The organism is Candidatus Pantoea rara (assembly GCF_051136265.1).
Lineage (GTDB): Bacteria > Pseudomonadota > Gammaproteobacteria > Enterobacterales > Enterobacteriaceae > Pantoea > Pantoea rara.
Window position 1 is genome coordinate 2,612,958 of sequence record NZ_CP194942.1, and the last position, 22,565, is coordinate 2,635,522.

The following is a 22,565-nucleotide window of genomic DNA, read 5'->3' on the forward strand; positions in this document are numbered from 1 at the left end:
CGGCTATGCAGCTACCGACCTGTCCTCCATGGCTTGTCGCCAACCTCCCAACCAGTGAGACTTAGCGTCAATCAACTGATACGGACACATCTCTTTTGAGCGTCCAGTAATACCTGCCTGATAACCACGTGAATGGGCGCGCTCGAGGCGGTCTCGTTTCTGTCTCTTCATACTCCGTGTCCCTCATGTAAGGTCTGTGGAATCTGGTGGAAAGAAAAGTGGTGAATTAATGTTCAACCACCCTTATGTTCTACCTCCTGCTTACCCAAAGATCAATGCCCAATCTTCATGCCAGTGTCATAAATGTGACCTTAATCGGTAAAAAACACGACGTTTTGTGATGCATGCAACATCACTATCTTTCTGATTAAGCTAATAAAAAAAGCCCCTGACCCATGTCGGAAAAACACAACATTCAGTCAGGGGCTTAGCTTATTTATTCACATCAATCTTAATTTAACGCAACCACACTATTGGCAATCTTCTGCGCTGTCTGCTGCCAGCCCGCCGACAGCGTTCTGACCATCGCATCGTAGCCATCTTCGGTCTGCGGCAGTACCAGGTTAAACGCCTGTTTGGTCAGCCGGCCCTGATGTTCCAGTGTCCATTCGCCACTAACGACCGCTTTGCCATCATACCGTCCCTGGAAGCCTGTGACGGTCACGTTCAGCGTGTCATGCTGTGCGCCTAAAGGCGATCCTGCCACCAGCCGACCCGGCAGCGCCTTGCTCAGATTGGTAATCAGCGTCTGCTGCAGCTGCTGGTCCAGCGGGCTGGCCCAGAGATTATTCGCGGCGATGACATATTTGACATCGCTGGTCTGGTAAACCAGCCCATTACCTGCCAGATAGTCCGGAACCGTCACCTGCTGCACCCACAACATCGGTTGCGCTTCATTCAGCTGGCCGCTGCTGACCTGCATGGAAGCCGCCCCTGAGGGCAGCTGATACCAGGTATTGTCAACGCTGCTGCTGCACGCACTCAAGACCAGCGCGGCACTAAGTATCAATCCTTTTTTCACTGTTTCGCCCTCTTCGGCTGGGGATCCTGTCCCGGTTTCGCCTCAAATACCAGCGCATTACTTTTGTTGTTCAGCGTTCTCAGCACCGGCTGGAGTTCACGCAGCACCTGATCCAGTCGCTGCATATCACCTACCACTTTGGTGTAGGCTGGCGAACCTGGCTGCAGGCCTTTCATACTGCGATTCAGCTCGCGCAATGTCTGCTGCAAGTCGTCCGGCAGAGTTTTCATAGCCGGACTGCCGGTGACTTTATTGATGTTGTCGATAGTGCGCTGCAGATCACGCATCGTTTTCTGGCTCTCTTTCAGCGTACCTGTCGCTTCATTGACCATACCATTCAATGGCAGACTGTTGATCTTATCCAGCGCCGCCATCAGCTTCTGCTGAATCTGACTCAGGCCACCGCTGACCGTTGGGATAACTTCATAGCCAGCGACTTTCTGCGGGCCTTTGTATGTCGGCGCATTGTCATAGAAGTCGAGATCGACATAGAGCGCCCCCGACAACAGGCTACCGGTTTTCAGCGTTGCACGCAGGCCACGCTTTTTACCATCCTGAAGATGCTGCTCAAGGTCGAATTTCTCACCCAGTCGGCTGGTAAAGCGATCCGGCTCAATGCGAATCAGCACTGGCACGCGGTAATCATTATTCAGTGCCTGAACCAGACCGGCTTTCATCAATGGTGCTTCTGATACGGTTCCCAGACGAATGCCACGGAACTCAACCGGCGCGCCCGCCTGCAGACCACGAATCGAGTCTGAGAAGAACATCAGGTAATCAATATGGTTGGTATAGAGTGAATCCTGAATACTGCGCTGATCGTCAAACAGATGATAATCAGACTTGTTCTGCGCAGGCTGACCCAGATCCCAGCCATCAGGTACGTCAAAACTGACGCCGCCACTGAACAGCGTGGTCAGCGAGCCCATCTCCACCCGCATGCCAGAGGCGGACATATCCACGGCGATGCCGCTGTCCTTCCAGAAACGCACGTTAGTGGTCACCAGACGATCGTAAGGCGCAGCGACAAATAGCTGATAGGTCATCATACGTTTGTCAGTATCAAACACACTGGTCTCGACTGTACCGACGCGATAGCCACGGAACAGCACCGGATCACCTGGATTAAGCTGACCCGCTTTCTTGCTGTCCAGCACGATGCGAATACCTTTGGCATCGGGCGGCGCTAATGGCGGAGCATCCAGCAGCTGAAACTGCTCGGGTGGCTGTTTTTTAGTGCCCGGCTGCAATTCGATATAGGCACCTGACAACAGCGTGCCAAGACCACTGACCCCTTCACGACCAATCTGCGGTTTCACAACCCAGAAAACGCTGTCGCTGTGCAGCAGTTTTTCCATGCCTGAATTGAGGCGCGCTTTGATTTCCACATGGTGAAGATCGTCGCTTAATACCGCGCTTTCCACCACACCGACATCCACACTGCGGCTTTTAATCGTGGTTTTACCCGCAACAATGCCTTCGGCGTTTTCGGTGATGAGGGTAACTTCCGGCCCCTGATGGCTGAAGTGATAGAAGAGGATCCATCCGCCAATTAACAGCGTAACGATGGGGACAATCCAGACCGGCGACCAGCGCTTAATCTGTTCCACCTTTGCATGGCCGTGGTTAGTTTCCGTCAAGGCGCGACTCCTTCATATTGTTTTCGCGTGCACGATCCCAGGTTAATCGCGGGTCGAAGGCCATGGCAGCGATCATGGTGATAATCACCACCATCGCAAACAGTACTGCCCCCCACGCGGGATAAACATTCATCAATTGCCCCATGCGCACCAGCGCAGAGAGCACGGCAATCACAAACACATCGATCATTGACCAGCGGCCAACAAATTCGACCACTTCATAAAGTTTGTGCATCCTGTGGCTGTCACGCTTTCCGCGTCCGCTGGCATCCCAGCAGAGCCAGCCAATCGCCAGCATTTTCAATGTCGGCACCATTATGCTGGCGATAAAAATCACCAGTGCCACCGGATAAGAACCATCCGCCCACAGCACAATCACCCCCGCCATAATATTGGAGGGATAAGCTGTACCGAGGGTTTCTGTTACCATGATCGGCAACAGGTTGGCCGGGATATAAAGCAGTATCGAGGTGAACAACAGCGCCAGCGTCCACTGCAGGCTGTGCTTACGCCGTGCCTGCGCCGTGACGCCGCAGCGCGGACAGGTATGCTCAGCTTCAGGAAGAATAGCGGTACAGCAGGGACAGGATCGCAGGCCCTGCTCTAAACCACTGATACCCACTTCGGGCGGATGGGGCATCGCGGGTCGGGGTAACAGGCTGTCCCACAAGCCACGCCGGTCAACGCACTGAAAGGCCCGCAACTGCAGCAGGCAGAACAGCACCCACGGCCAGAAGCTGGTCTCAAGGCCGATCTCGCCATAGGCCATCAGCTTGACGAAGCTGACCAGCACGCCAGCCATAAAAATTTCTGCCATGCCCCAGTTACGCAGTTGAAACAGGATGCGTGCCAGAACGACTTTGAGGTGGGTGGGTAAAGGAACCGGATTGATCAGCAGGATAATGGTAATCATGCAGAAGGCTGGAACCGCCTGCACAAACAGCAGGAACAGCGTCGCCAGACTGCTGTAATCTTCTGTCACCATGACCTGAGGGATCTGCGCCAGCGTAATCTGGCTTGTCAGCCCCGCAACCTTCATTGAGACAAAAGGAAACAGATTCGCCAGCAGCAGCATAAACAGTGCTGCCAGCGCATAGCCCGTCGGCCGTTTACGCGGTTCGTGCCAGTTGGCCGTCAGGGAGGTGTGGCAGCGCGGGCATGACGCACGGCTGCCCACGGGAATGTCCGGCAGCTTAATCATTAAATCGCATTGTGGACAAAGCATCCACGCGTTACTTTTCACTGCTGAACACATCCGTTAGTCCTGCCCTACGCGCCGTTTTTCAGTGACTCAAGCTCTTCCCAGCGCGCAAAAGCCGTTTCCAGCTCCTGCTCAGCCTGCGCCAGATTATCCAGCACCGGTTGCGTCTGATCGTGTGCCTGACTGAAGAAGTCCGGGTGACTCATCTTCGCCTGCAGTTCACCGATGCGTGCTTCCAGCTGCTCCAGTTTTTGCGGCAGTTGTTCCAGCTCACGCGCCAGATTGTAGCTGAGCTTATTGACGTTACGCTTCGCATCACCCTTCTCTGCAACTGGCTTAGCGGTGTTACCGGTCACTTTGGCGGGGGCCGCAGCTCTGTGCTGCCGGTAGGCGGCGCGTTGCTGCTGAGCATCGTGATAACCCCCCACAAAAGTACCGATCTCGCCGTTACCTTCAAAAATCCAGCACTCAGTGACGGTATTGTCGACGAACTGACGATCGTGGCTCACCAGTAAGACGGTGCCCTGATAACCATCAATCAGCTCTTCCAGCAGTTCAAGCGTTTCGACGTCGAGGTCGTTGGTCGGTTCATCCAGAATCATCAGGTTGCTGGGACGCAGGAACAGGCGCGCCAGCAGCAGGCGGTTACGTTCACCACCGGAAAGGGCACGCACCGGCGTCATCGCACGTTTTGGATGGAACAGGAAGTCCTGCAGATAACCCAGCACGTGGCGCGGTTTGCCGTTAACCAGCACTTCCTGCTTGCCTTCGGCAAGGTTGTCCATCACGGTGCGATCCGGATCAAGTTCAGCGCGATGCTGGTCAAAGTAGGCCACTTCCAGCTTGGTGCCGGAATGCACGCGGCCATGATCGGCTTTAAGCTGCTGCAGCATCAGCCGCAGTAAGGTGGTTTTACCGCAGCCGTTCGGCCCGATCAGCGCAATTTTGTCGCCACGCTGAACCTGGGTAGAAAAATCTTTCACCAGCACTTTGCCATCGACCGCGTAGTCGACATTTTCCAGCTCAAACACAATCTTGCCGGAACGGGAGGCTTCGCCCACCTGCATGTTGGCTTTGCCCATCACTTCGCGACGCTCTGAATGTTCGCGACGCAGCGCTTTCAGTGCTCGCACACGGCCTTCGTTACGGGTACGACGGGCTTTAATGCCCTGACGGATCCACACCTCTTCCTGCGCCAGCTTGCGGTCGAATTCAGCATTCTGCATCTCTTCAACGCGCAACGCTTCTTCTTTGCCTTCCAGATAAAGATCGTAGTTACCCGGCCAGGAGACCAGCTTGCCCCGGTCCAGATCGACAATGCGCGTCGCCATGTTGCGGATAAACGAACGGTCATGGGAAATAAAGATGATGCTGCCAGTGAAGTTCTTCAGGAACGTTTCCAGCCAGTCGATCGTTTCGATATCAAGGTGGTTAGTTGGCTCATCCAGCATCAGGACGCGCGGGTTACTCACCAGCGCACGGCCCAGCGCCGCTTTACGCAGCCAGCCGCCAGAGAGTGACGACAGCTCGGTATCGGGCTGCAGACCAATCTGCTCCAGCACATCATGGATGCGGCTTTCCAGCTGCCACAGGTTCTGATGGTCGAGAATGGTCTGCAGACGCGCCATCTCATTGAGGTTTTTATCGCTGGGATCGTCCATCACCACATGGGAAATAGCGTGATAGGCTTTCAGATGTTCTGCCTGCTCTTCAACGCCCTCGGCCACGAAGTCATAAACCGAACCGGTGATATTGCGCGGTGGATCCTGTTGCAGACGCGCCACGACCAGATCGGTTTCATAGATAATGCGGCCATCATCCAGCGGCTGTTCGCCATTGATGATTTTCATCAACGTGGATTTACCTGCACCGTTACGGCCCACCAGACAGACGCGTTCGTTCTCTTCGATGTGCAGTTCGGTATTGTCTAACAGCGGCGCATCGCTGAAAGAGAGATAAGCGCCGTGGATACTGATTAATGACATGTAATCTTATTCCTTACCGGCGTGAGTGATCAGCCAGCAGTTGTGAATTTGACGGTTACGCGCGAAGTCCTGCGACTGCGTTTTCTGGGTAATATCCTGCGCCTGCAGGCCCAGTGCTTTCAGGCCATCCATGTCCATTTTGAAACCGCGTTTGTTATTGGAGAACATGATGGTGCCGCCGCGACGCAGCAGGCGCTTCAGGTTACGCATCAGCATCATATGATCGCGCTGAACGTCAAAGCTCTCTTCCATACGTTTTGAGTTGGAGAAGGTTGGCGGATCGATAAAGATCAGGTCAAAGTTCTCGTCACTCTCATTCAGCCAGCTCAGGCAGTCCGCCTGCATCAGACGGTGCTGACGCCCGGTGAGTCCGTTAAGACGCAGGTTACGCTCCGCCCACTCCAGATAGGTACGCGACATATCTACCGTGGTGGTTGAACGCGCCCCACCCAGACCGGCATGCACACTGGCGGTGCCGGTATAAGCAAACAGATTCAGGAAATCTTTGCCCTGACTCATCTGGCCGAGCATTTTACGGGCAATGCGGTGATCCAGGAACAGGCCGGTATCGAGATAGTCGGTCAGATTTACCCAAAAATGCGCATTAAACTCTTTAACTTCGAAATAGTCGCCCTTTTCGCTGAGCTTCTGATACTGCGCTTTGCCTTTCTGGCGCTCGCGCGTTTTCATAATCAGACGGTCGGCAGGCAGTTCCAGTACGCTCAGGGTCGCGCTGATCACATCGAACAGACGCTGACGCGCTTTGTTCGGATCGATAGTTTTCGGTGGCGCGTACTCCTGGATAATCACCCAGTCGCCATAGCGATCGACAGCGACGTTGTAGTCTGGCAGATCAGCGTCATAAATGCGGTAGCATTCAATGCCTTCATGTCTCGCCCACTTCTCCAGTTTCTTCACGTTTTTACGCAGACGGTTCGCGTAATCTTCCGCGATCTGTCCGGCGCTTTCATGGCTATTAACCGCCAGCTGATAGTTTTTTTGCACGCAATCCAGCGGACCGTTCTTCGCTTTGAACTGGCGATCGGCACGCAGTTGCAGGCAGCTCAGCAGCTCTGGAGAGGCGCTGAACAGCGACAGGTTCCAGCCGCCAAAATGCTGCTTCATCAGACGTCCAAGCTGGCTGTGCAGCGCAATCAGCGCCGGTTCGCTCTCCAGACGTTCACCGTAAGGAGGATTGCTCAGCACCGTGCCGTGAACCGCCGGATCAACCGGATTTGTCAGCTTCAGCAGATCCTGCTGAGCAAAGGTAAAGAGTTCAAAGACACCCGCGCGACGGGCATTCGCCTGTGCCCACTCCAGCACCCGACCGTTGTTGTCATAGCCAAAGAAGCGCGCCTGGGTGGCGGCCGTACCGGCACGGGCACGGTCCTGCGCCTCGGCTTTCACATCCTGCCACAGCGCAGCATTAAACTGGCTCCAGGCGGTGAAGCCCCAGTGTTTACGCAGCAGACCTGGTGCGCGATCGCAGGCGATCAGCGCAGCTTCAATCAGCAGCGTACCGGAACCACACATCGGGTCGATCAGCGGCGTGCTCGGCTCCCAGCCTGAACGCAGCACAATCGCCGCTGCCAGCGTCTCTTTTAGCGGTGCCTGACCGGTCTGCTGGCGATAACCGCGCTGATGCAGCGAGGTGCCGCTGAGATCCAGCGCAATGCTGGCGCGATCGTCATTCAACCAGACGTTGACACGAATATCCGCCTGCTCGCGATCGACATTTGGCCGTTCGAGGTTCTGACGGGTAAAGCTGTCCACGATGGCATCTTTCACTTTCAGCGCGCCAAACTGGCTATTACGAATCGAATCGTTGGTACCGCTGAAATGCACGACAAAGGTTTTGTCGCTGCCGAACATCGACGGCCAGTCCACGCTCTGCACACCCAGATAGAGATCGAGATCGCTGTAGACGCCAAACTCTCCCAGCGGCAACAGGATGCGTGATGCTAAACGACTCCACATCAGGCTTTGGTACATGGCGCGATCGTCGGCCTGGTAGTGAACGCCTCCCTGCACCACTTGTAAATCCTGCGCGCCCAGCGCGTCCAGCTCACTTTTTAACAGCTCTTCGAGCCCACGCGCCGTGCTGGCAAACAGAGAATTCATATCGTCACTTTTTAACTCTTGAGAAAATTGTCGCGCATTATAGCGAATCGGAGACCTATGTCATAAAGTTAGCTTCTTTTGTGTCGCGCGTCGGGTTCAAGGAGAACACCATGATCACGCTTTCCCGCTTATTTATTCATCCTGTGAAGTCGATGCGGGGATTAGCCTTGTCACACGCGCTGGCCACTGACAGCGGACTGGCGTTTGATCGTCTTTTCATGGTGACCGAACCTGATGGCACCTTTATTACCGCCCGGCAATACCCGGAGATGGTGCGCTTCACGCCTGCTATTCTGCCGGATGGCCTGCTGCTGGCGGCCCCGGATGGCAGTCAGTCACTGATCCGCTTCAGCGATTTCGATGAGCAGGATCACCCTACTGAAGTCTGGGGCAATCATTTTACCGCGCGTATAGCGCCGCTTGCGATTAATCAATGGCTGAGCCAGTTCTTCCCGCGTGACGTTCAGCTGCGCTGGGTCGGGCCGCAACCCAGCCGCCGCGTCAAAAAGTTTGATCATATTCCGCTGAGCTTCGCCGATGGCTTTCCATTTTTGCTGATCAACAACGCATCGCTGCATGATCTGCAACAGCGCTGCCCGTCCAGCGTCCGGGCCGAACAGTTTCGTCCGAATCTGGTCGTCAGTGGTGCTCCAGCATGGGATGAAGATAGCTGGGCGGAGATTCAGATTGGCGACGTGATATTTGAGGTGCCTAAGCCATGCAGTCGCTGCGTGCTCACTACGGTCAGCACTGAGACCGGCATTAAGCATCCCACCGGTCATCCGCTGGCGACGCTGCAGACTTTCCGCACCGCCCAGGATGGCAGTGGTGATATCGATTTCGGTCTTAACCTGGTGGCGCGTAACAGTGGCGTGGTGAGAACCGGGGATGAAATGGTTGTCCTGAAACGTCATGCACCGCGCCACTATGGTGCTGGTGCAGTGGTCGAAACGTTGAAACCCGTGCAGCAGACCCCTGACGCTGTGAACATCACGTTTCAGGGTGAGACGTTTACCGGAGATAATCAGCAGGTGTTACTGGATCAGCTGGAGATGCAGGGCTTCCGCATTCCTTACTCCTGTCGGGCAGGTCTGTGTGGCAGCTGCAAGCTTAATCTGGTTGCGGGTGAAGTGAAGGCACTGAAACAGAGTGCCCTGCGTCAGGACGGCACACTGCTAAGCTGTAGCTGTATTCCGGCAGGCGATATCGAGCTGAACTGACGTGATCAGACGGCGCGGGCGTAACGCGGCGCGACGTCCTGATGCCAGGGCTGCAGGCGATCGTTCATCACCTTGATGGCATCGCCGAGCACCATGTTTTTTCCGGCCAGCGTTAATCCTGGCTGCGCCAGCAGGCAGAGCGCCGCATTATCACCACTCTCAACCACCAGCAGACGTGCCAGCGTTCCCTCTTCGGCCAGCGTCACCTGTACCATTTCGCCAGGACGGGGCTGCATCGACGGGGCATACGAGGTGAAATGCCAGCTTTTCGGCATCAGGGGCTTGAGGAAGCGGGCAGCAATCAGCGCGTTTAACACCAGTTCAGCACGCTGGCTGCCACTGAGTTTGCAATGACGGCAGGTCTCTTCAAAGGTGTAATAAAGGGCCGCATCGTCGACACAAAAACCCGATTCAGTAAAAGCATCCGGCGTGAGCATTTTGCGATTATAACGGGAACGAAAAAGCATACCGTCTGCCAGGTCGAGCATCATTCGGTCGTGGCTGCTGTCAAAATACCAACGCCAGTTATCATCGGGTTTAATGTTCATCGTGTGCCCTGTATTTACCACCTCGCCAAAAATCACGCAGAATTCAGCGAAAAAAGAAACATAAGGAAAAGCTGAAAAAGCGTGTAACAGGACAAAATATAAACGAGCCGAGGGGATAAATAAACCCCCCGGCCAATCATTGTGAGAATTGTCTTAGAGATGCGTGACGATATCTTTAATTAATCCTGGTCCCTGATAAATAAAGCCTGAATAAATCTGAACCAGTGTTGCCCCTGCGGCGATTTTTTCACGCGCTGCCGTCAGAGAATCGATGCCGCCAACGCCAATAATGGGCAGGCGCCCCTGCAGTTCCTGAGAAAGGCGCTGGATAACCGCCGTGCTGCGAGACTGCACTGGCCGGCCACTTAATCCACCCACTTCTTCAGCATGCTTAAGACCGCTCACCAGCGAACGATCAAGCGTAGTATTACTGGCAATGACGCCATCAATTTGATGGCGAATTAAACTATCTGCGACCTGAATTAACTCTTCTTCAGAGAGATCGGGCGCAATTTTTACGGCCAGCGGAACATATTTAAGATGACGCTGTTCCAGCTCTTTTTGTTTCAGTTTGATCGAAGAGAGCAGATCATCCAGCGCCTCACCATATTGCAGCGAACGCAAACCGGGGGTATTAGGTGAAGAAATATTGATGGCAATATAACCGGCGTGGGCATAGACCTTCTCCATGCAGATCAGATAATCATCTTTGCCCTGCTCGACTGGTGTATCTTTATTTTTTCCGATATTGATCCCGAGCACGCCGTTAAAACGCGCTTTCTTCACGTTCTCAACCAGGTGATCAACACCCAGATTATTAAATCCCATCCGATTGATAATTCCGCCCGCTTCCACCAGACGAAACATGCGCGGCTTATCGTTTCCTGACTGAGCGCGCGGCGTGACGGTGCCGACTTCAACAAAACCAAAGCCCATCGCCGCAAACGCATCAATGCACTCTGCGTTCTTATCCAGACCCGCAGCCAGGCCAAGGGCATTCTTAAAGGTCAGTCCCATACAGGTGACCGGACGCGACGGCAGATTCTGGCGATAAAACATCTCCAGTGGGGTGCCATTCATAAAACGCAGTTGCTGAAAGGTGAGTTCGTGTGCGCGTTCGGGGTCGAGTTTAAACAGCGCCGGTCGGACGATAGGATAAAACATGCACTCTCCTGAAGGACGGAAGCGATCGTGGAAGTCGGTGCACGGGAAAATGTGCGCCAGAATGGTAAAGTGCTCTGGCGCAAAAGTAAATCGAACTGCGGGGATGCGTAAAGTTAACTGAAAATGCTTTGATCTTACGCTGCGGAATCGTTTACGGGATGATTTTCTACCCGGGATGGAAACAGGTAATCACGCAGGATGCCGTGACGCTGCATGATGCCAAAAATACCAATGCAAACAAACGCTTCAGCACCAACCATCGACCATGCGGCACCGATTGCGCCAAACTTCCACGCCAGGAAACAGCACAGCGGTACGTTAATCACACCCGCGGCCATCATCACCCACATACGCTGACGCGCTAAACCATGTGGGATCAGAATCTGCAATCCAGCCGGATAGGCAATGTTGCCAAACAGGAAACAGAGTACAAACACACGCAGCACATCCGCCGACGGAATAAAGTCTTTACCCAGCAGGATTGAAACCACCAGGTCAGCAAAGAACCACGTGAAGATTACAATTGACAGACTCAGGGAAAACGACAGCAGCAGGCTTTTACGCGTCGCCGCAATCGCAGCACGTTTATCCCGACCAAACAGGTGACTGACGCGTGGGAAGAAGGCACTGCCAATCTGTTCTGGCACTGAGTTAGCCGCTTTACGCAGACGATCCGCACCATTATAGATCCCGACCATATAGGTGGAAGTAAAGGAGGCAAGGATCACGACGTTAACGCTGTTAAATAGATTGGCACCCGCGATGGCGATAAACACATCCATGCTGTCGGTAATGCGCTGTTTGATTTCACGCGGTTCAAAACGGTAGCGGCCAATGACCTTCATCTCCAGCACGAACTTCAGCGTAATCGCCGCGCTGATGATGGAGACAGTACCCGGGATCAGCGCCGCCAGCCAGGTATCCTGCGGGGATTTCACCAGCAAAAAGGTCAGTGGAATCGCACAGAAGTTTCCGAACGTGGCAATCATCGCCGTCTTACCCAACTTCTCAAAGCCCTGCATCAGCCAGCCGAATGAAAACAACGAGCCTATCAGCGTGGTGCAGTTCGCCAGGATAATAAAGAACAACGGATGCCAGGCGGGATTGAACCAGGTCGCTGTCAGCAGTGTGCCGCTGGTCACCACCAGCAGCATCAGCTTGGCGTTAAATGTTGACCAGAACAGCTGACTGACGCGCTCTTTGTCATCACGATGGTGAGCAATATCTTTGGTGGTAAAAACATTGAATCCCCAGTCGGAGATGGTACTGCAATAGAGCACACAGGCGATCGCCAGCGCCAGCGTACCCATCTGCTCTACGCCCAGCACTCGGGCAAGGTAGGGCAACGTAGCCAGCGGGAACAAAAACGATGCGCCGCGGTATGCCAGCAGCGAGAAAATATTAATAATCAGACTTTTATCAAGAACTTTTGCCATGACGCAACAACCTTATACACATTGCATGTCTCACCTTCTCATTTCGCTAAGGCATAAACAATATCACTACACATTTTTCAGAATCAGGCTGTTTTTCAGAATCAGGCCGCGTTTTTCAGCTCTTTTTTAACCTTGTAATGCTGCAGCGCAATAAACAGTTCAGGGCGATTAAATAATAACCATTCTTTAAAGCTTTCTTTTTTTACATTACGCCCCATAAAGCGAATAGCATTAAGCACATATTCCGGCACAGCGGTACGGTTATAGAGTGATAAATAGATCATCAGACGAAAAGAGTGGACTAAGTAGGCTTTTTCCAGTGTGTCGCGCCATGCTGATTTAACCATAGAACCGGTTAATGTATTGTAGGCGTGCATAAAAGCATCATAGCGCTGATGGAAAAACTCATTACTTTTGGTACTGTTTGTCAGTGAGCCGTTGCGAATACGCTGTTTATAATAGATCTGACGACTGACCCAGGCCTGCTGACTTTTCATAAAACAGGAAAGCGTAAAATTATGGTCTTCATGAACGCGTTTAACAAAGCGTAATTTATGCTGCTCAATAACGCGTTTGCTGACGACATAGCTCCAGGCCGCCGACGTATAGCTGCCGTTGCGCAGCAGGCCTAACCAGACTTCCTGTGATTTTTGCTGGCCAAAGAGTTCATGTCTGACTTTTGGCGATGTGATGTCAATCTGACCATCGCGGTAAACACATGATTTAAAACAGAACAGGTCCGTTTCAGGGTACTTTTCCGCCACCATGGCCAGTTCAGCCACCAGCCCATCAACTACGACGTCGTCCGGGTCACAGAAAAAGAGAAACTGGCCCTGCGCCTGCGCAATACCCACATCTCGTGCATGACCGGCACCACCATTTTCAGTGGTAATTATTTTCACCTGAGAAAGATGCGCATAATTCTGTTCAAGTAAGGCTAATGTTCCATCGGTGGAACCATCATTCACAATGAGTATTTCATTGGGCGATTTAACCTGACGTAATAATGAATCGACGCACTCCACAATATATTTTTCAACATTGTAAGTTGGAATAATCACTGATAATAAAGTGTCAGACATAGACAATTCTCTGCTATTAGAAAAAAAGACAATACGAGTCACCCGCCAGATGCAGGTCCTGACCAGAGGCGAAGCGTCGAAAAGAGTGAAGCGCTAATATTATGATGGCTTTCATTTAGCCTGATTATCTTAAACCGGTAATGCGAAAAAAGACCAGTCGTAAAAATTATCTTAACGTTTCATTTGAGAATCACTGTTAATCAAAGTGCATCTATAGACCGCGTTAATGTTAAAACCGTTGATGATCGATTTAAATTAGCCCGGCTAAGGAGACGTAACCAGATTCCGGAATGTGTAAGAAAACATCTGTAACGGTGAACAACGTCACTATTACTTCATTTTTATTACAGTTTGCCTTCTGCAATTAATCCTAATTACTGGCAGATTCCGCCGCAGACAAGCTGATTCTATGGCGCTTTGACGCGCTGCTACGTCAGCCGTTTCGCTTTAAGGCTGCGCCATTCTCAGGAAGATTGATTAAGCAATAAGACGAATGGAAATTGTTCTCCCCGCTCCCCCAAATCTGACGATCTCGTATTACAGCCCTTAATGAATTGTTCTGCTGCGAAACCCTAATTTAAGAATTTTCGGAAGCAGCCAGGTTCCCTTCTTCCGCTGCGGCTTCTATTTGCAGTTTTCACCCTTACTTTGCCGGATAAATCATTTAAGCCCACTCCCCTGCTCTGACAGTATGAAGGAATTAGTTCTCAAGATTAGATAATCAATAACTTTTAGTTATAAGGAGTGATGATGCGAGTTATTACGCTGGCAGGCAGCCCACGATTTCCCTCCCGCTCCACCTCATTGCTGACGCTATGTCAGCACAAGCTGGAGGCACGAGGCATTGAAGTCATTCCCTGGAATATTCACAACTTTCAACCTGACGACCTGATCAATGCGCGTTTTGATGCGCCTGCACTCCTGGCCCTGCGTGAAGACCTGGCCTCGGCTGATGGCCTTATCGTGGCGACACCTATTTATAAAGCGTCGTTTTCAGGCGCGCTGAAGACCCTGCTCGATCTGCTGCCAGAGCGCGCTCTTGAGCACAAAGTCGTGCTGCCACTGGCCAGCGGCGGCAGCGCCGGTCACATGCTGGCATTGGACTACGCCCTGAAGCCAGTTCTTAACGCCCTGAAAGCGCAGGAGATCCTGCATGGCGTTTATGCCGAAGACAGCCAGATTACTCATTACGACCGTCAGCCTCTCTTACAGGATTCCCTGTCACAGCGTCTGGACGAAGCCGTCGCTGCTTTCTGGCTGGCACTGACCCGTCACCATCACCCCGTTGCACAAGCGGTATAAGGAAGAGTTCGATGAAGCAAATATTTGGAAAGTGGCTGGTGGCAGGACTTTTACTGGTTGGTCTTCAGGTTCAGGCCGCCGAATCGGATCCGCCCGAGATCCGTATCGGCTATCAGAAGGGTTCCGTGAGCATGGTGCTGGCAAAGTCACATCAGTTACTGGAGAAGCGTTTTCCCCATACTCAGATTAAGTGGATCGAGTTCCCGGCTGGCCCGCAAATGCTGGAGGCGCTGAATATACACAGTATCGACCTGGGCAGTACCGGTGACCTTCCGCCGCTGTTTGCTCAGGCCGCTGGCGCGGATCTGCTTTATGTCGGCTCGGAGCCGCCTAAACCCGAAGCAGAGGTGATTCTGGTGCCGAAAAGCAGCCCTCTGAAAAAGGTAGCGGATCTGAAAGGCAAGAAAGTCGCTTTCCAGAAAGGCTCCAGCTCTCACAACTTACTGCTGCGGGCCTTACAGCAGGCGGGTCTGACTTTTAAAGACATCACGCCGGTCTATCTGACGCCCGCGGATGCGCGTGCCGCCTTCCAGCAGGGTGACGTTGATGCATGGGCAATCTGGGACCCCTACTATTCCTCGGTACTGCTTCAGGGTAATTCGCGCCTGCTGATTGATGGCAGCGCACTGAATCTGACCGGCTCGTTCTATTTAGCGACCCGCAGCTATGCCGAAGCCCATGGCACGTTTATCCAGCAGGTGCTCGACACTTTCAGCACAGCCGACGCGCTGACTATCAGCCAGCGTCAGCAGAGCATTACGCTTCTGGCGCAGGCGATGGGCCTGCCTGAGCCGGTTATCGCCAGCTATCTCAGCCATCGACCACCAACCCGAATTTCGCCGGTCAGTGCCGAAACGGCAGCTGCTCAGCAGCGCACTGCTGACCTGTTCTATGCCAATCATCTGCTGCCAGTCAAAGTGACCATTCAGGATCGCATCTGGCAACCTCATACCGTAACGCAATAAGGAGTAGCAATGAGCGTATCCATTTTCTGGTTCCTGCCGACGCATGGCGACGGCCACTATCTTGGTACAGCCGAAGGGGCGCGACCGGTTGATCACGCCTATCTGCAACAGGTTGCACAGGCCGCTGACCGTCTCGGCTTCGGTGGCGTACTGATCCCCACCGGACGCTCCTGCGAAGATGCCTGGCTGGTTGCCGCCTCGCTGATTCCGGTGACTCAACGCCTGCGCTTCCTGGTAGCGCTGCGTCCCGGCGTGATTTCACCGACTCAGGCGGCACGTCAGGCGGCCACGCTGGATCGCCTTTCCAATGGTCGCGCGCTGTTCAATCTGGTGACCGGCGGCGATCCGGAAGAGCTGGCGGGCGACGGTGTGTTCCTGGATCACCGTGAACGTTACGCAGAATCTGCCGAGTTCACCCGCATCTGGCGTCGGGTGCTGGAAGGCGAAACCGTCGATTATGAAGGCAAGCACGTGAAGGTTCGCGGCGCGCGTCTGATGTTTAAACCGGTGCAGCAGCCTCGTCCTCCACTCTGGTTCGGTGGCTCTTCTGAACCGGCTCAGGAGCTGGCGGCCGAACAGGTCGACGTTTATCTCACCTGGGGTGAGCCGCCTGAACAGGTCAAAGAGAAAATTGAGCAGGTGCGCGCGAAAGCCGCCGCTCAGGGACGCACCGTGCGCTTCGGCATCCGTCTGCACGTCATTGTGCGTGAAACGAATGAAGAGGCATGGCAGGCCGCCGACCGGCTGATTGCCAATGTCGATGACGCCACTATCGCGAAAGCGCAGGCAGCGTTCCAGCGGGCAGATTCTGTGGGCCAGCGCCGTATGGCCGCACTTCACGGTGGTCGCCGCGACAAGCTCGAAATCAGCCCGAACCTGTGGGCAGGCGTGGGCCTGGTGCGTAGCGGAGCCGGTACAGCGCTGGTCGGCGATGGTCCGACTGTCGCCGCACGTATCAGAGAGTATGAAGCGCTGGGCATCGAGACCTTTATCCTGTCGGGTTATCCGCATCTGGAAGAGGCGTATCGCGTCGGCGAACTGCTGTTCCCGCATCTGGATCTGCAGGTTCCCCTGGTGCCACAGCCGCGCGTGGTTCAGGCGCATGGTGAAGCGGTCGCCAATGATTTCACCCCTGAGAAAAAAGTCGCCCGGGGCTGAGGAGAGCAAGATGGCCAGAACCCGAAAACACCTTGCTGATACGTTGCTGCCATGGCTGCTGCCGGCGCTGCTTGTCGTGGTGTGGCAGATTGCCTCGCAGACCGGCTGGTTATCGAACCGCATTCTGCCCGCGCCGGAGAAAATTGTGACCACCTTCTGGCAGCTGACCGCCAGTGGTGAACTCTGGCAGCACCTTGCGATCAGCAGCTGGCGGGCGCTGACTGGCTTCAGTATCGGCGGTTCGATCGGCCTGTTACTGGGCTTAATCACTGGCACCTCAAAAACCGGTGAGCGGTTGCTGGATACCTCGCTTCAGATGCTGCGTAATGTACCGCATCTGGCGCTGATCCCGCTGGTGATCCTCTGGTTCGGCATTGATGAGTCAGCCAAAATCTTTCTGGTGGCGCTGGGCACGCTGTTCCCGATCTACCTGAACACCTATCACGGCATTCGCAACATTGATCGCGGGCTGGTTGAGATGGCGCGCAGTTATGGCCTCTCCGGCTGGAGTCTGTTTATCCAGGTGATCCTGCCCGGTGCGCTGCCCAATATCATGGTCGGCGTGCGTTTTGCGCTGGGTCTGATGTGGCTGACGCTGATTGTCGCCGAGACCATCTCCGCCAGTTCTGGCATTGGTTATCTGGCGATGAATGCGCGTGAATTTCTGCAGACCGATGTGGTCGTCGTCGCCATCATTCTTTACGCCCTGCTCGGCAAACTGGCGGATGTCGCCGCGTTATTACTGGAACGTGTCTGGCTGCGCTGGCATCCCGCTTATCAACTGAAGGAGGAGAACGCATGAGCCAGACTTTCTCACCGGCCCGCCTTAACACCGGCACCCCGGTTGGCGTTAACGGCGTCAGTAAACAGTACGGCAGTCGCACCATTCTCAATAAGATCGACCTGCATATTCCTTCCGGTCAGTTTGTGGCGGTAGTGGGTCGCAGCGGTTGTGGCAAAAGCACCCTGCTGCGTCTGCTTGCCGGACTTGAACAGAGTACCAGCGGTGAACTGCTGGCAGGCAATGCCCCACTGCAGTCGGCGCGCGAAGATACCCGGCTGATGTTTCAGGATGCGCGACTGCTGCCGTGGAAAAAAGTGATCGATAACGTCGGTCTGGGCCTGCGTGGGCGCGAATGGCGCAGTGCGGCAATGGATGCCCTGGCGGCGGTAGGACTGGCCGATCGGGCCAATGAGTGGCCGGCCGCACTCTCTGGCGGCCAGAAACAGCGCGTGGCGCTGGCCAGGGCGCTGATCCATCGGCCCGGTTTACTGTTGCTGGATGAACCGCTGGGGGCGCTGGATGCCCTGACCCGCATTGAAATGCAGGGATTGATTGAGTCACTGTGGCAGCAGCATCACTTTACCGTGTTGCTGGTCACGCATGATGTCAGTGAAGCGGTGGCTATGGCGGATCGCGTGTTGTTGATCGAGGAGGGTGAGATCGGCCTGGATCTGCTGGTGGATTTGCCGCGTCCACGGCGTCGGGGATCGGCGCGGCTGGCAGAGCTGGAAGCGGAAGTCCTGGATCGGGTGATGCAGCGCACGGAACGACCGCAGCCGGTTCGTTACGCGCAGCAGCGCTGAAAAAAGGCGGAGGCCGTCTCAGACGCTCCGCCTTATGCTTATCAGGCGCTCAGCGCCTTAGTGATTTTCTCGTAGAGATCGCCTGAGAGCTTATCCAGCTCCAGCAGTTGTTCCAGCGCCTGGCGCATCATCGCCTGACGGCCTTCGTCGTAACGTTTCAGACGAATCAGCGGCTCTACCATTCTTGCCGCAACCTGCGGATTCCGGGTATTGAGGTCAGTGAGCATCTCCACCAGGAACTTGTAACCACTACCATCCTGAGCATGGAACGCAGCCGGGTTAGCCGAGGCAAAAGCCCCCACCAGCGAGCGCACGCGGTTTGGGTTACTCATGGTGAAGGAGCGATGAGTCAGAAGCCGACGTACATTGCGCATCACGTTGGCAGCCGGACTGGTGGCCTGCAGCACAAACCATTTGTCCATCACCAGACCATCCTGATGCCAGCGCTCATCGTAGGCCGCCAGCAGCGCATCACGGCACGGTAACTGTGCCGCGACAGCAGCGGAAAGTGCTGCCAGCGCATCCGTCATATTGGTTGCCTGGTGATACTGCGTCTGTACCAGTTTGTCCGCCAGCTGTGCATCGCTGAAGGCGAGATAGGTCAGGCAGATATTTTTCAGGCTGCGCTGACCAATCGCATCATGCTCCACGCGATATTCACGCTGCTGATTGGCGTTATAGATTGCAAAAAACTCATCAGCCAGTTCGCGTGCCAGCGTGCGTTGCAGTGCGTCGCGTACCAGTGCAATCGCCTGCGGATCAATAACATCAAACAGCTCGGCAATCTCATTTTCTGACGGCAGCGTCAGAATCAGCGCAGTCAGAGCCGGATCGCAGTCGGTGTCAAGCAGCACCGCGCGGAAGGCGTCGGCGACATGCAGTGGCAGCGACAGATGCTGGCCCTGCTGATAGCGTGCGACGTTCAGACGGATGTATGTCGCCAGCAGGCTCTGAGCTGCATCCCAGCGGGAGAAATCGTTGCGTGCATGCCGCATCAGGAAGGTAAGCTGCGCGTCACTCCATTTGTAGTCGAGCTTCACCGGGGCAGAAAATTCACGCAGCAGCGACGGCACCGGCTGGAAGTAGACATTATCGAAGATAAAGGTCTGGAACTCCTCGGTGACATTCAGCACATGATGCACCGGATGGCCGTTGTTCTGGAGCGGGATCACCTTGCCTTCGCCGTCATAGAGCTCAATATCCAGAGGGATATGCAGTGGCAGCTTCTCTTTCTGATCGGCCGTGGCTGGTGTGTGTTGCGTGACGTGCAGCGTGTACTGCTCCAGCTCCGGATTGTAATCGTCGCGAACCGTCAGTACCGGCGTACCGGACTGGCTGTACCAGCGGCGGAACTGCGACAGATCGACATTTGAGGCATCTTCCATTGCCTGCACAAAATCGTCACAGGTCGCGGCGCTGCCGTCGTGGCGATCAAAGTAGAGCTTCATGCCCTTCTGGAAATTCTCTTCACCCAGCAGGGTGTGCATCATACGGATCACTTCTGATCCTTTTTCATACACGGTCAGAGTGTAGAAGTTGTTCATCTCGATGACCTGATCCGGACGGATCGGGTGTGCCATCGGACTGGCATCTTCGGCGAACTGCGCACCGCGCACGATGCGCACATTATCAATGCGGTTCACCGCACGTGAACCCAGATCGGAGCTGAACTCCTGATCGCGGAACACCGTCAGTCCCTCTTTCAGGCTGAGCTGGAACCAGTCGCGACAGGTCACGCGGTTACCGGTCCAGTTGTGGAAATATTCGTGGCCGATGACGGCTTCAATGCCGAGGTAATCTTTGTCGGTCGCCGTTTCCGCTTTCGCCAGCACATATTTGGCGTTGAAGACATTAAGGCCTTTGTTCTCCATCGCGCCCATGTTGAAGAAGTCCACCGCCACGATCATAAAGATGTCGAGGTCATATTCCAGGCCGAAACGCTCTTCATCCCACTTCATGCTGTTTTTCAGCGAGGTCATCGCCCAGTCGGCACGGTCGAGGTTTCCGCGATCGACGAAGATCTCCAGCGCCACAGCACGGCCTGAACGGGTGGTGAAGCTGTCGCGCAGCACGTCGAAATCGCCCGCCACCAGCGCAAACAGATAGCAGGGTTTTGGGAACGGATCTTCCCACTTCACCCAACTGCGACCCTGCTCATCCCGGCCGCTGTCAATGCGGTTACCGTTGGAGAGCAGGAACGGATAGCGCTCACCGTCGGCATAAATGGTCGTGGTAAAACGCGCCAGGACGTCCGGGCGATCGAGGTACCAGGTAATATGACGGAAGCCTTCAGCCTCACATTGGGTGCAGAGCGCCTCGCCCGATTTGTACAGCCCTTCCAGCGCAGTGTTCTGATCCGGGTGAATATCATTAATGATTTTCAGGGTGAAGCTGTCCGGAAGCTGGCTGATCACCAGTGCGCCTTCTTCTTCACGGTAGGCCGTCCAGGGTTGCCCGTCGACCTCCAGCGTAATCAGCGTTAACGCTTCGCCGTCCAGTCGCAGCTCAGCCTGGCTGTCGCCCAGCCGTTTAACCTGACTGATAGCCGTGACACGGGTGGTCGACGCATCCAGTTCAAAGGTTAAATCGATATCGGTGATGGTGTAATCGGGGGCACGGTAGTCGTGGCGATACTTGATTTGGGGCTGTTGCGTCATATTGCGTCTCGCGTTGTTATAAGTTTACCGGCAAAGTCTAAGCTTGTTACAACAAGCTTGCCACGCACAATGCACCTAAAGGGTGAAATGGCTACAGTTTGTTAACAAAGGCACAGATTGGCCTCGACCCACCCGACTGAAATATGCTGTGATCGGGTTCAGATAGTGAATTATACTTTCGCGTCTTTATGACTGTGTACAACACCGGGCTCTGCGCCACCGAACAGGATGCTGAAACGCGCCATGACAGGACATGCTTCCCCGATACTGACCTCGCTGCTGGATACGGATGCCTATAAGCTCCATATGCAGCAGGCCGTTTTCCACCGTTATCATGACATAACGGTGGCGGCGGAGTTTCGCTGCCGCGGCGACGAACTGCTGGGTCTCTACGCTGACGAAATTCGTGACGCGATAACCGCAATGCAACACCTGGCGCTGACTGATGATGAAGCGACCTGGCTGTCTCACCTTCCCTTCTTCCAGCAGGATTACCTCAGCTGGTTACGCCAGTTCCGCTATAATCCGGATCAGGTTGAGGTGCGCAATCACCACGGCAAGCTGGATATCCGTATTCAGGGGCCGTGGCGTGAAGTCATCATGTGGGAGGTGCCGCTGCTGGCGCTGATTAGCGAGATTGTCCATCGTCATCGTACGCCGCAGGTCACCACCCAGCAGGCTGTTGACCATTTACATCAGAAACTTGGCGACTTTAAAACGCAGGTGGCTGACCTTGATATGTCACGCTTCCGCCTGATGGATTTCGGCACCCGCCGTCGCTATTCACAGGATGTGCAGCAGTCGATCGTCTCAACGCTGAAACAGGATTTCCCATGGCTGATTGGTACCAGTAACTATGATCTGGCGCGACGTCTGTCTCTGACGCCGGTGGGTACCCAGGCGCATGAGTGGTTCCAGGCCTTCCAGCAGATCAGTCCGGTCCTCGCCAACAGCCAGCGCGCTGCGCTGCAGGCCTGGCTGGACGAGTATGACGATCAGCTCGGCATCGCGCTGACCGATTGCATCGCCATGGATGCGTTCCTGCGCGATTTCGGTCCGGTGTTTGCCCGCCGCTACCAGGGACTGCGCCACGACTCGGGCGATCCGGTTGAGTGGGGCGAGAAAGCGCTGGCTCACTATCAGAAGCTGGATATCGATCCACAAAGCAAACACCTGGTCTTTTCTGACAACCTGAATCTTGACAAAGCCCTGGCGCTCTATCGCCACTTTGGCCAGAGGACGAATGTCGTGTTCGGCATTGGTACCCGTCTGACCTGCGACATTCCGGGCGTGACGCCACTGAACATCGTGATCAAGCTGGTGCAGTGTAATGGCAAGCCGGTGGCAAAACTCTCGGATAGCCCCGGCAAAACTATCTGCCAGGATAAAGCCTTTGTCAGAGCCCTGCGGAAAGCCTTTGATTTGCCGCTGGTGAAAAAAGCGAGTTAATCCTCTTCTTATCGGGGCGTTGATGCGCC

At 54.6% G+C, this 22,565-nt stretch carries 18 protein-coding genes; 7 read left to right on the forward strand and 11 right to left on the reverse strand.

The window, feature by feature from the left end:
* Positions 1-3 precede the first annotated feature (3 nt).
* The 6 genes from rmf to rlmKL all read right to left on the reverse strand — a co-directional run bounded on the left by rmf (position 4) and on the right by rlmKL (position 7,968).
* Complete coding sequence (gene rmf / locus ACR8BF_RS12495) at positions 4-171, reverse strand: ribosome modulation factor (RefSeq protein ID WP_008925875.1); 168 nt, start codon at positions 169-171, stop codon at positions 4-6.
* 280 nt (positions 172-451) lie between these two features.
* Complete coding sequence (gene pqiC / locus ACR8BF_RS12500) at positions 452-1,021, reverse strand: membrane integrity-associated transporter subunit PqiC (protein ID WP_179896177.1); 570 nt, start codon at positions 1,019-1,021, stop codon at positions 452-454.
* Positions 1,018-2,661, reverse strand: a complete 1,644-nt coding sequence (pqiB, locus tag ACR8BF_RS12505; RefSeq protein WP_292990659.1) for an intermembrane transport protein PqiB — start codon at positions 2,659-2,661, stop codon at positions 1,018-1,020. The genes pqiC and pqiB overlap by 4 nt, the downstream gene beginning before the upstream one ends.
* Positions 2,648-3,916, reverse strand: coding sequence for a membrane integrity-associated transporter subunit PqiA (gene pqiA / locus ACR8BF_RS12510; protein WP_434745055.1), 1,269 nt, complete (start codon positions 3,914-3,916; stop codon positions 2,648-2,650). Before pqiA ends, pqiB begins: the two co-directional genes overlap by 14 nt.
* A 14-nt stretch (positions 3,917-3,930) precedes the next feature.
* A complete protein-coding gene (locus tag ACR8BF_RS12515; RefSeq protein ID WP_179896182.1) occupies positions 3,931-5,847 on the reverse strand; it encodes an ABC transporter ATP-binding protein in 1,917 nt (638 codons plus the stop codon).
* Positions 5,848-5,853: 6 nt separating this feature from the next.
* A complete protein-coding gene (rlmKL, locus tag ACR8BF_RS12520) occupies positions 5,854-7,968 on the reverse strand; it encodes a bifunctional 23S rRNA (guanine(2069)-N(7))-methyltransferase RlmK/23S rRNA (guanine(2445)-N(2))-methyltransferase RlmL (RefSeq protein ID WP_434745056.1) in 2,115 nt (704 codons plus the stop codon).
* Positions 7,969-8,078: 110 nt separating this feature from the next.
* Between rlmKL and ACR8BF_RS12525 the strand changes: the two genes are divergently transcribed.
* On the forward strand, positions 8,079-9,188 hold the full coding sequence (locus ACR8BF_RS12525) for a YcbX family protein (protein WP_434745057.1): 1,110 nt from the start codon (positions 8,079-8,081) through the stop codon (positions 9,186-9,188).
* A 5-nt stretch (positions 9,189-9,193) separates the two neighbouring features.
* Here the strand turns inward: ACR8BF_RS12525 and ACR8BF_RS12530 are convergent, their stop codons facing one another.
* The 4 genes from ACR8BF_RS12530 to ACR8BF_RS12545 all read right to left on the reverse strand — a co-directional run bounded on the left by ACR8BF_RS12530 (position 9,194) and on the right by ACR8BF_RS12545 (position 13,418).
* Positions 9,194-9,736 carry a cell division protein ZapC gene (locus ACR8BF_RS12530; protein WP_179896187.1) on the reverse strand — a complete coding sequence of 181 codons (543 nt, stop codon included), beginning with the start codon at positions 9,734-9,736 and terminating at the stop codon, positions 9,194-9,196.
* Positions 9,737-9,889: 153 nt separating this feature from the next.
* On the reverse strand, positions 9,890-10,900 hold the full coding sequence (gene pyrD / locus ACR8BF_RS12535; RefSeq protein ID WP_179896188.1) for a quinone-dependent dihydroorotate dehydrogenase: 1,011 nt from the start codon (positions 10,898-10,900) through the stop codon (positions 9,890-9,892).
* Positions 10,901-11,034: 134 nt separating this feature from the next.
* The gene (locus tag ACR8BF_RS12540; RefSeq protein ID WP_179896190.1) at positions 11,035-12,336 is read right to left on the reverse strand and encodes a flippase; all 1,302 of its coding nucleotides are present in this window, start codon (positions 12,334-12,336) and stop codon (positions 11,035-11,037) included.
* 101 nt (positions 12,337-12,437) lie between these two features.
* On the reverse strand, positions 12,438-13,418 hold the full coding sequence (locus tag ACR8BF_RS12545) for a glycosyltransferase family 2 protein (protein WP_434745944.1): 981 nt from the start codon (positions 13,416-13,418) through the stop codon (positions 12,438-12,440).
* A gap of 750 nt (positions 13,419-14,168) precedes the next feature.
* Between ACR8BF_RS12545 and ssuE the strand changes: the two genes are divergently transcribed.
* The 5 genes from ssuE to ssuB are packed head-to-tail and all read left to right on the forward strand — an operon-like array spanning position 14,169 to position 18,430.
* Entirely contained in the window at positions 14,169-14,720 is a 552-nt protein-coding gene (gene ssuE, locus ACR8BF_RS12550) for an NADPH-dependent FMN reductase (protein ID WP_292991140.1), read from the forward strand.
* Positions 14,721-14,731: 11 nt separating this feature from the next.
* Positions 14,732-15,685, forward strand: a complete 954-nt coding sequence (locus ACR8BF_RS12555; protein ID WP_434745058.1) for a sulfonate ABC transporter substrate-binding protein — start codon at positions 14,732-14,734, stop codon at positions 15,683-15,685.
* 9 nt (positions 15,686-15,694) lie between these two features.
* The gene (gene ssuD, locus ACR8BF_RS12560; RefSeq protein WP_179896193.1) at positions 15,695-16,843 is read left to right on the forward strand and encodes an FMNH2-dependent alkanesulfonate monooxygenase; all 1,149 of its coding nucleotides are present in this window, start codon (positions 15,695-15,697) and stop codon (positions 16,841-16,843) included.
* Positions 16,844-16,853: 10 nt separating this feature from the next.
* Positions 16,854-17,645: an aliphatic sulfonate ABC transporter permease SsuC gene (ssuC, locus tag ACR8BF_RS12565; protein ID WP_434745059.1), complete on the forward strand. Its 792-nt coding sequence runs from the start codon at positions 16,854-16,856 to the stop codon at positions 17,643-17,645.
* Positions 17,642-18,430 (forward strand): aliphatic sulfonates ABC transporter ATP-binding protein, encoded by a 789-nt coding sequence (ssuB, locus tag ACR8BF_RS12570; protein WP_434745060.1) that lies wholly within the window; start codon positions 17,642-17,644, stop codon positions 18,428-18,430. The genes ssuC and ssuB overlap by 4 nt, the downstream gene beginning before the upstream one ends.
* A gap of 41 nt (positions 18,431-18,471) precedes the next feature.
* On the opposite strand, the gene pepN is transcribed toward ssuB, so the two are convergent.
* Positions 18,472-21,087, reverse strand: coding sequence for an aminopeptidase N (gene pepN, locus ACR8BF_RS12575; RefSeq protein ID WP_292990629.1), 2,616 nt, complete (start codon positions 21,085-21,087; stop codon positions 18,472-18,474).
* A 243-nt stretch (positions 21,088-21,330) separates the two neighbouring features.
* Between pepN and pncB the strand changes: the two genes are divergently transcribed.
* Positions 21,331-22,536, forward strand: coding sequence for a nicotinate phosphoribosyltransferase (gene pncB / locus ACR8BF_RS12580; RefSeq protein ID WP_179896200.1), 1,206 nt, complete (start codon positions 21,331-21,333; stop codon positions 22,534-22,536).
* Positions 22,537-22,565: the final 29 nt, after the last annotated feature.

Bases quoted from the DNA above. Each gene is read 5' to 3' on its own strand.
- pqiA (WP_434745055.1), bottom strand. From the start codon at position 3,916: ATGTGTTCAGCAGTGAAAAGTAACGCGTGGATGCTTTGTCCACAATGC.
- ACR8BF_RS12525 (WP_434745057.1), top strand. From the start codon at position 8,079: ATGATCACGCTTTCCCGCTTATTTATTCATCCTGTGAAGTCGATGCGG.
- ssuD (WP_179896193.1), top strand. From the start codon at position 15,695: ATGAGCGTATCCATTTTCTGGTTCCTGCCGACGCATGGCGACGGCCAC.
- pncB (WP_179896200.1), top strand. From the start codon at position 21,331: ATGACAGGACATGCTTCCCCGATACTGACCTCGCTGCTGGATACGGAT.
- ACR8BF_RS12540 (WP_179896190.1), bottom strand. From the start codon at position 12,336: ATGGCAAAAGTTCTTGATAAAAGTCTGATTATTAATATTTTCTCGCTG.
- ssuC (WP_434745059.1), top strand. From the start codon at position 16,854: ATGGCCAGAACCCGAAAACACCTTGCTGATACGTTGCTGCCATGGCTG.
- ssuE (WP_292991140.1), top strand. From the start codon at position 14,169: ATGCGAGTTATTACGCTGGCAGGCAGCCCACGATTTCCCTCCCGCTCC.
- ACR8BF_RS12555 (WP_434745058.1), top strand. From the start codon at position 14,732: ATGAAGCAAATATTTGGAAAGTGGCTGGTGGCAGGACTTTTACTGGTT.
- pyrD (WP_179896188.1), bottom strand. From the start codon at position 10,900: ATGTTTTATCCTATCGTCCGACCGGCGCTGTTTAAACTCGACCCCGAA.
- rlmKL (WP_434745056.1), bottom strand. From the start codon at position 7,968: ATGAATTCTCTGTTTGCCAGCACGGCGCGTGGGCTCGAAGAGCTGTTA.
- ACR8BF_RS12545 (WP_434745944.1), bottom strand. From the start codon at position 13,418: ATGTCTGACACTTTATTATCAGTGATTATTCCAACTTACAATGTTGAA.
- pepN (WP_292990629.1), bottom strand. From the start codon at position 21,087: ATGACGCAACAGCCCCAAATCAAGTATCGCCACGACTACCGTGCCCCC.
- rmf (WP_008925875.1), bottom strand. From the start codon at position 171: ATGAAGAGACAGAAACGAGACCGCCTCGAGCGCGCCCATTCACGTGGT.
- ACR8BF_RS12530 (WP_179896187.1), bottom strand. From the start codon at position 9,736: ATGAACATTAAACCCGATGATAACTGGCGTTGGTATTTTGACAGCAGC.
- ACR8BF_RS12515 (WP_179896182.1), bottom strand. From the start codon at position 5,847: ATGTCATTAATCAGTATCCACGGCGCTTATCTCTCTTTCAGCGATGCG.
- ssuB (WP_434745060.1), top strand. From the start codon at position 17,642: ATGAGCCAGACTTTCTCACCGGCCCGCCTTAACACCGGCACCCCGGTT.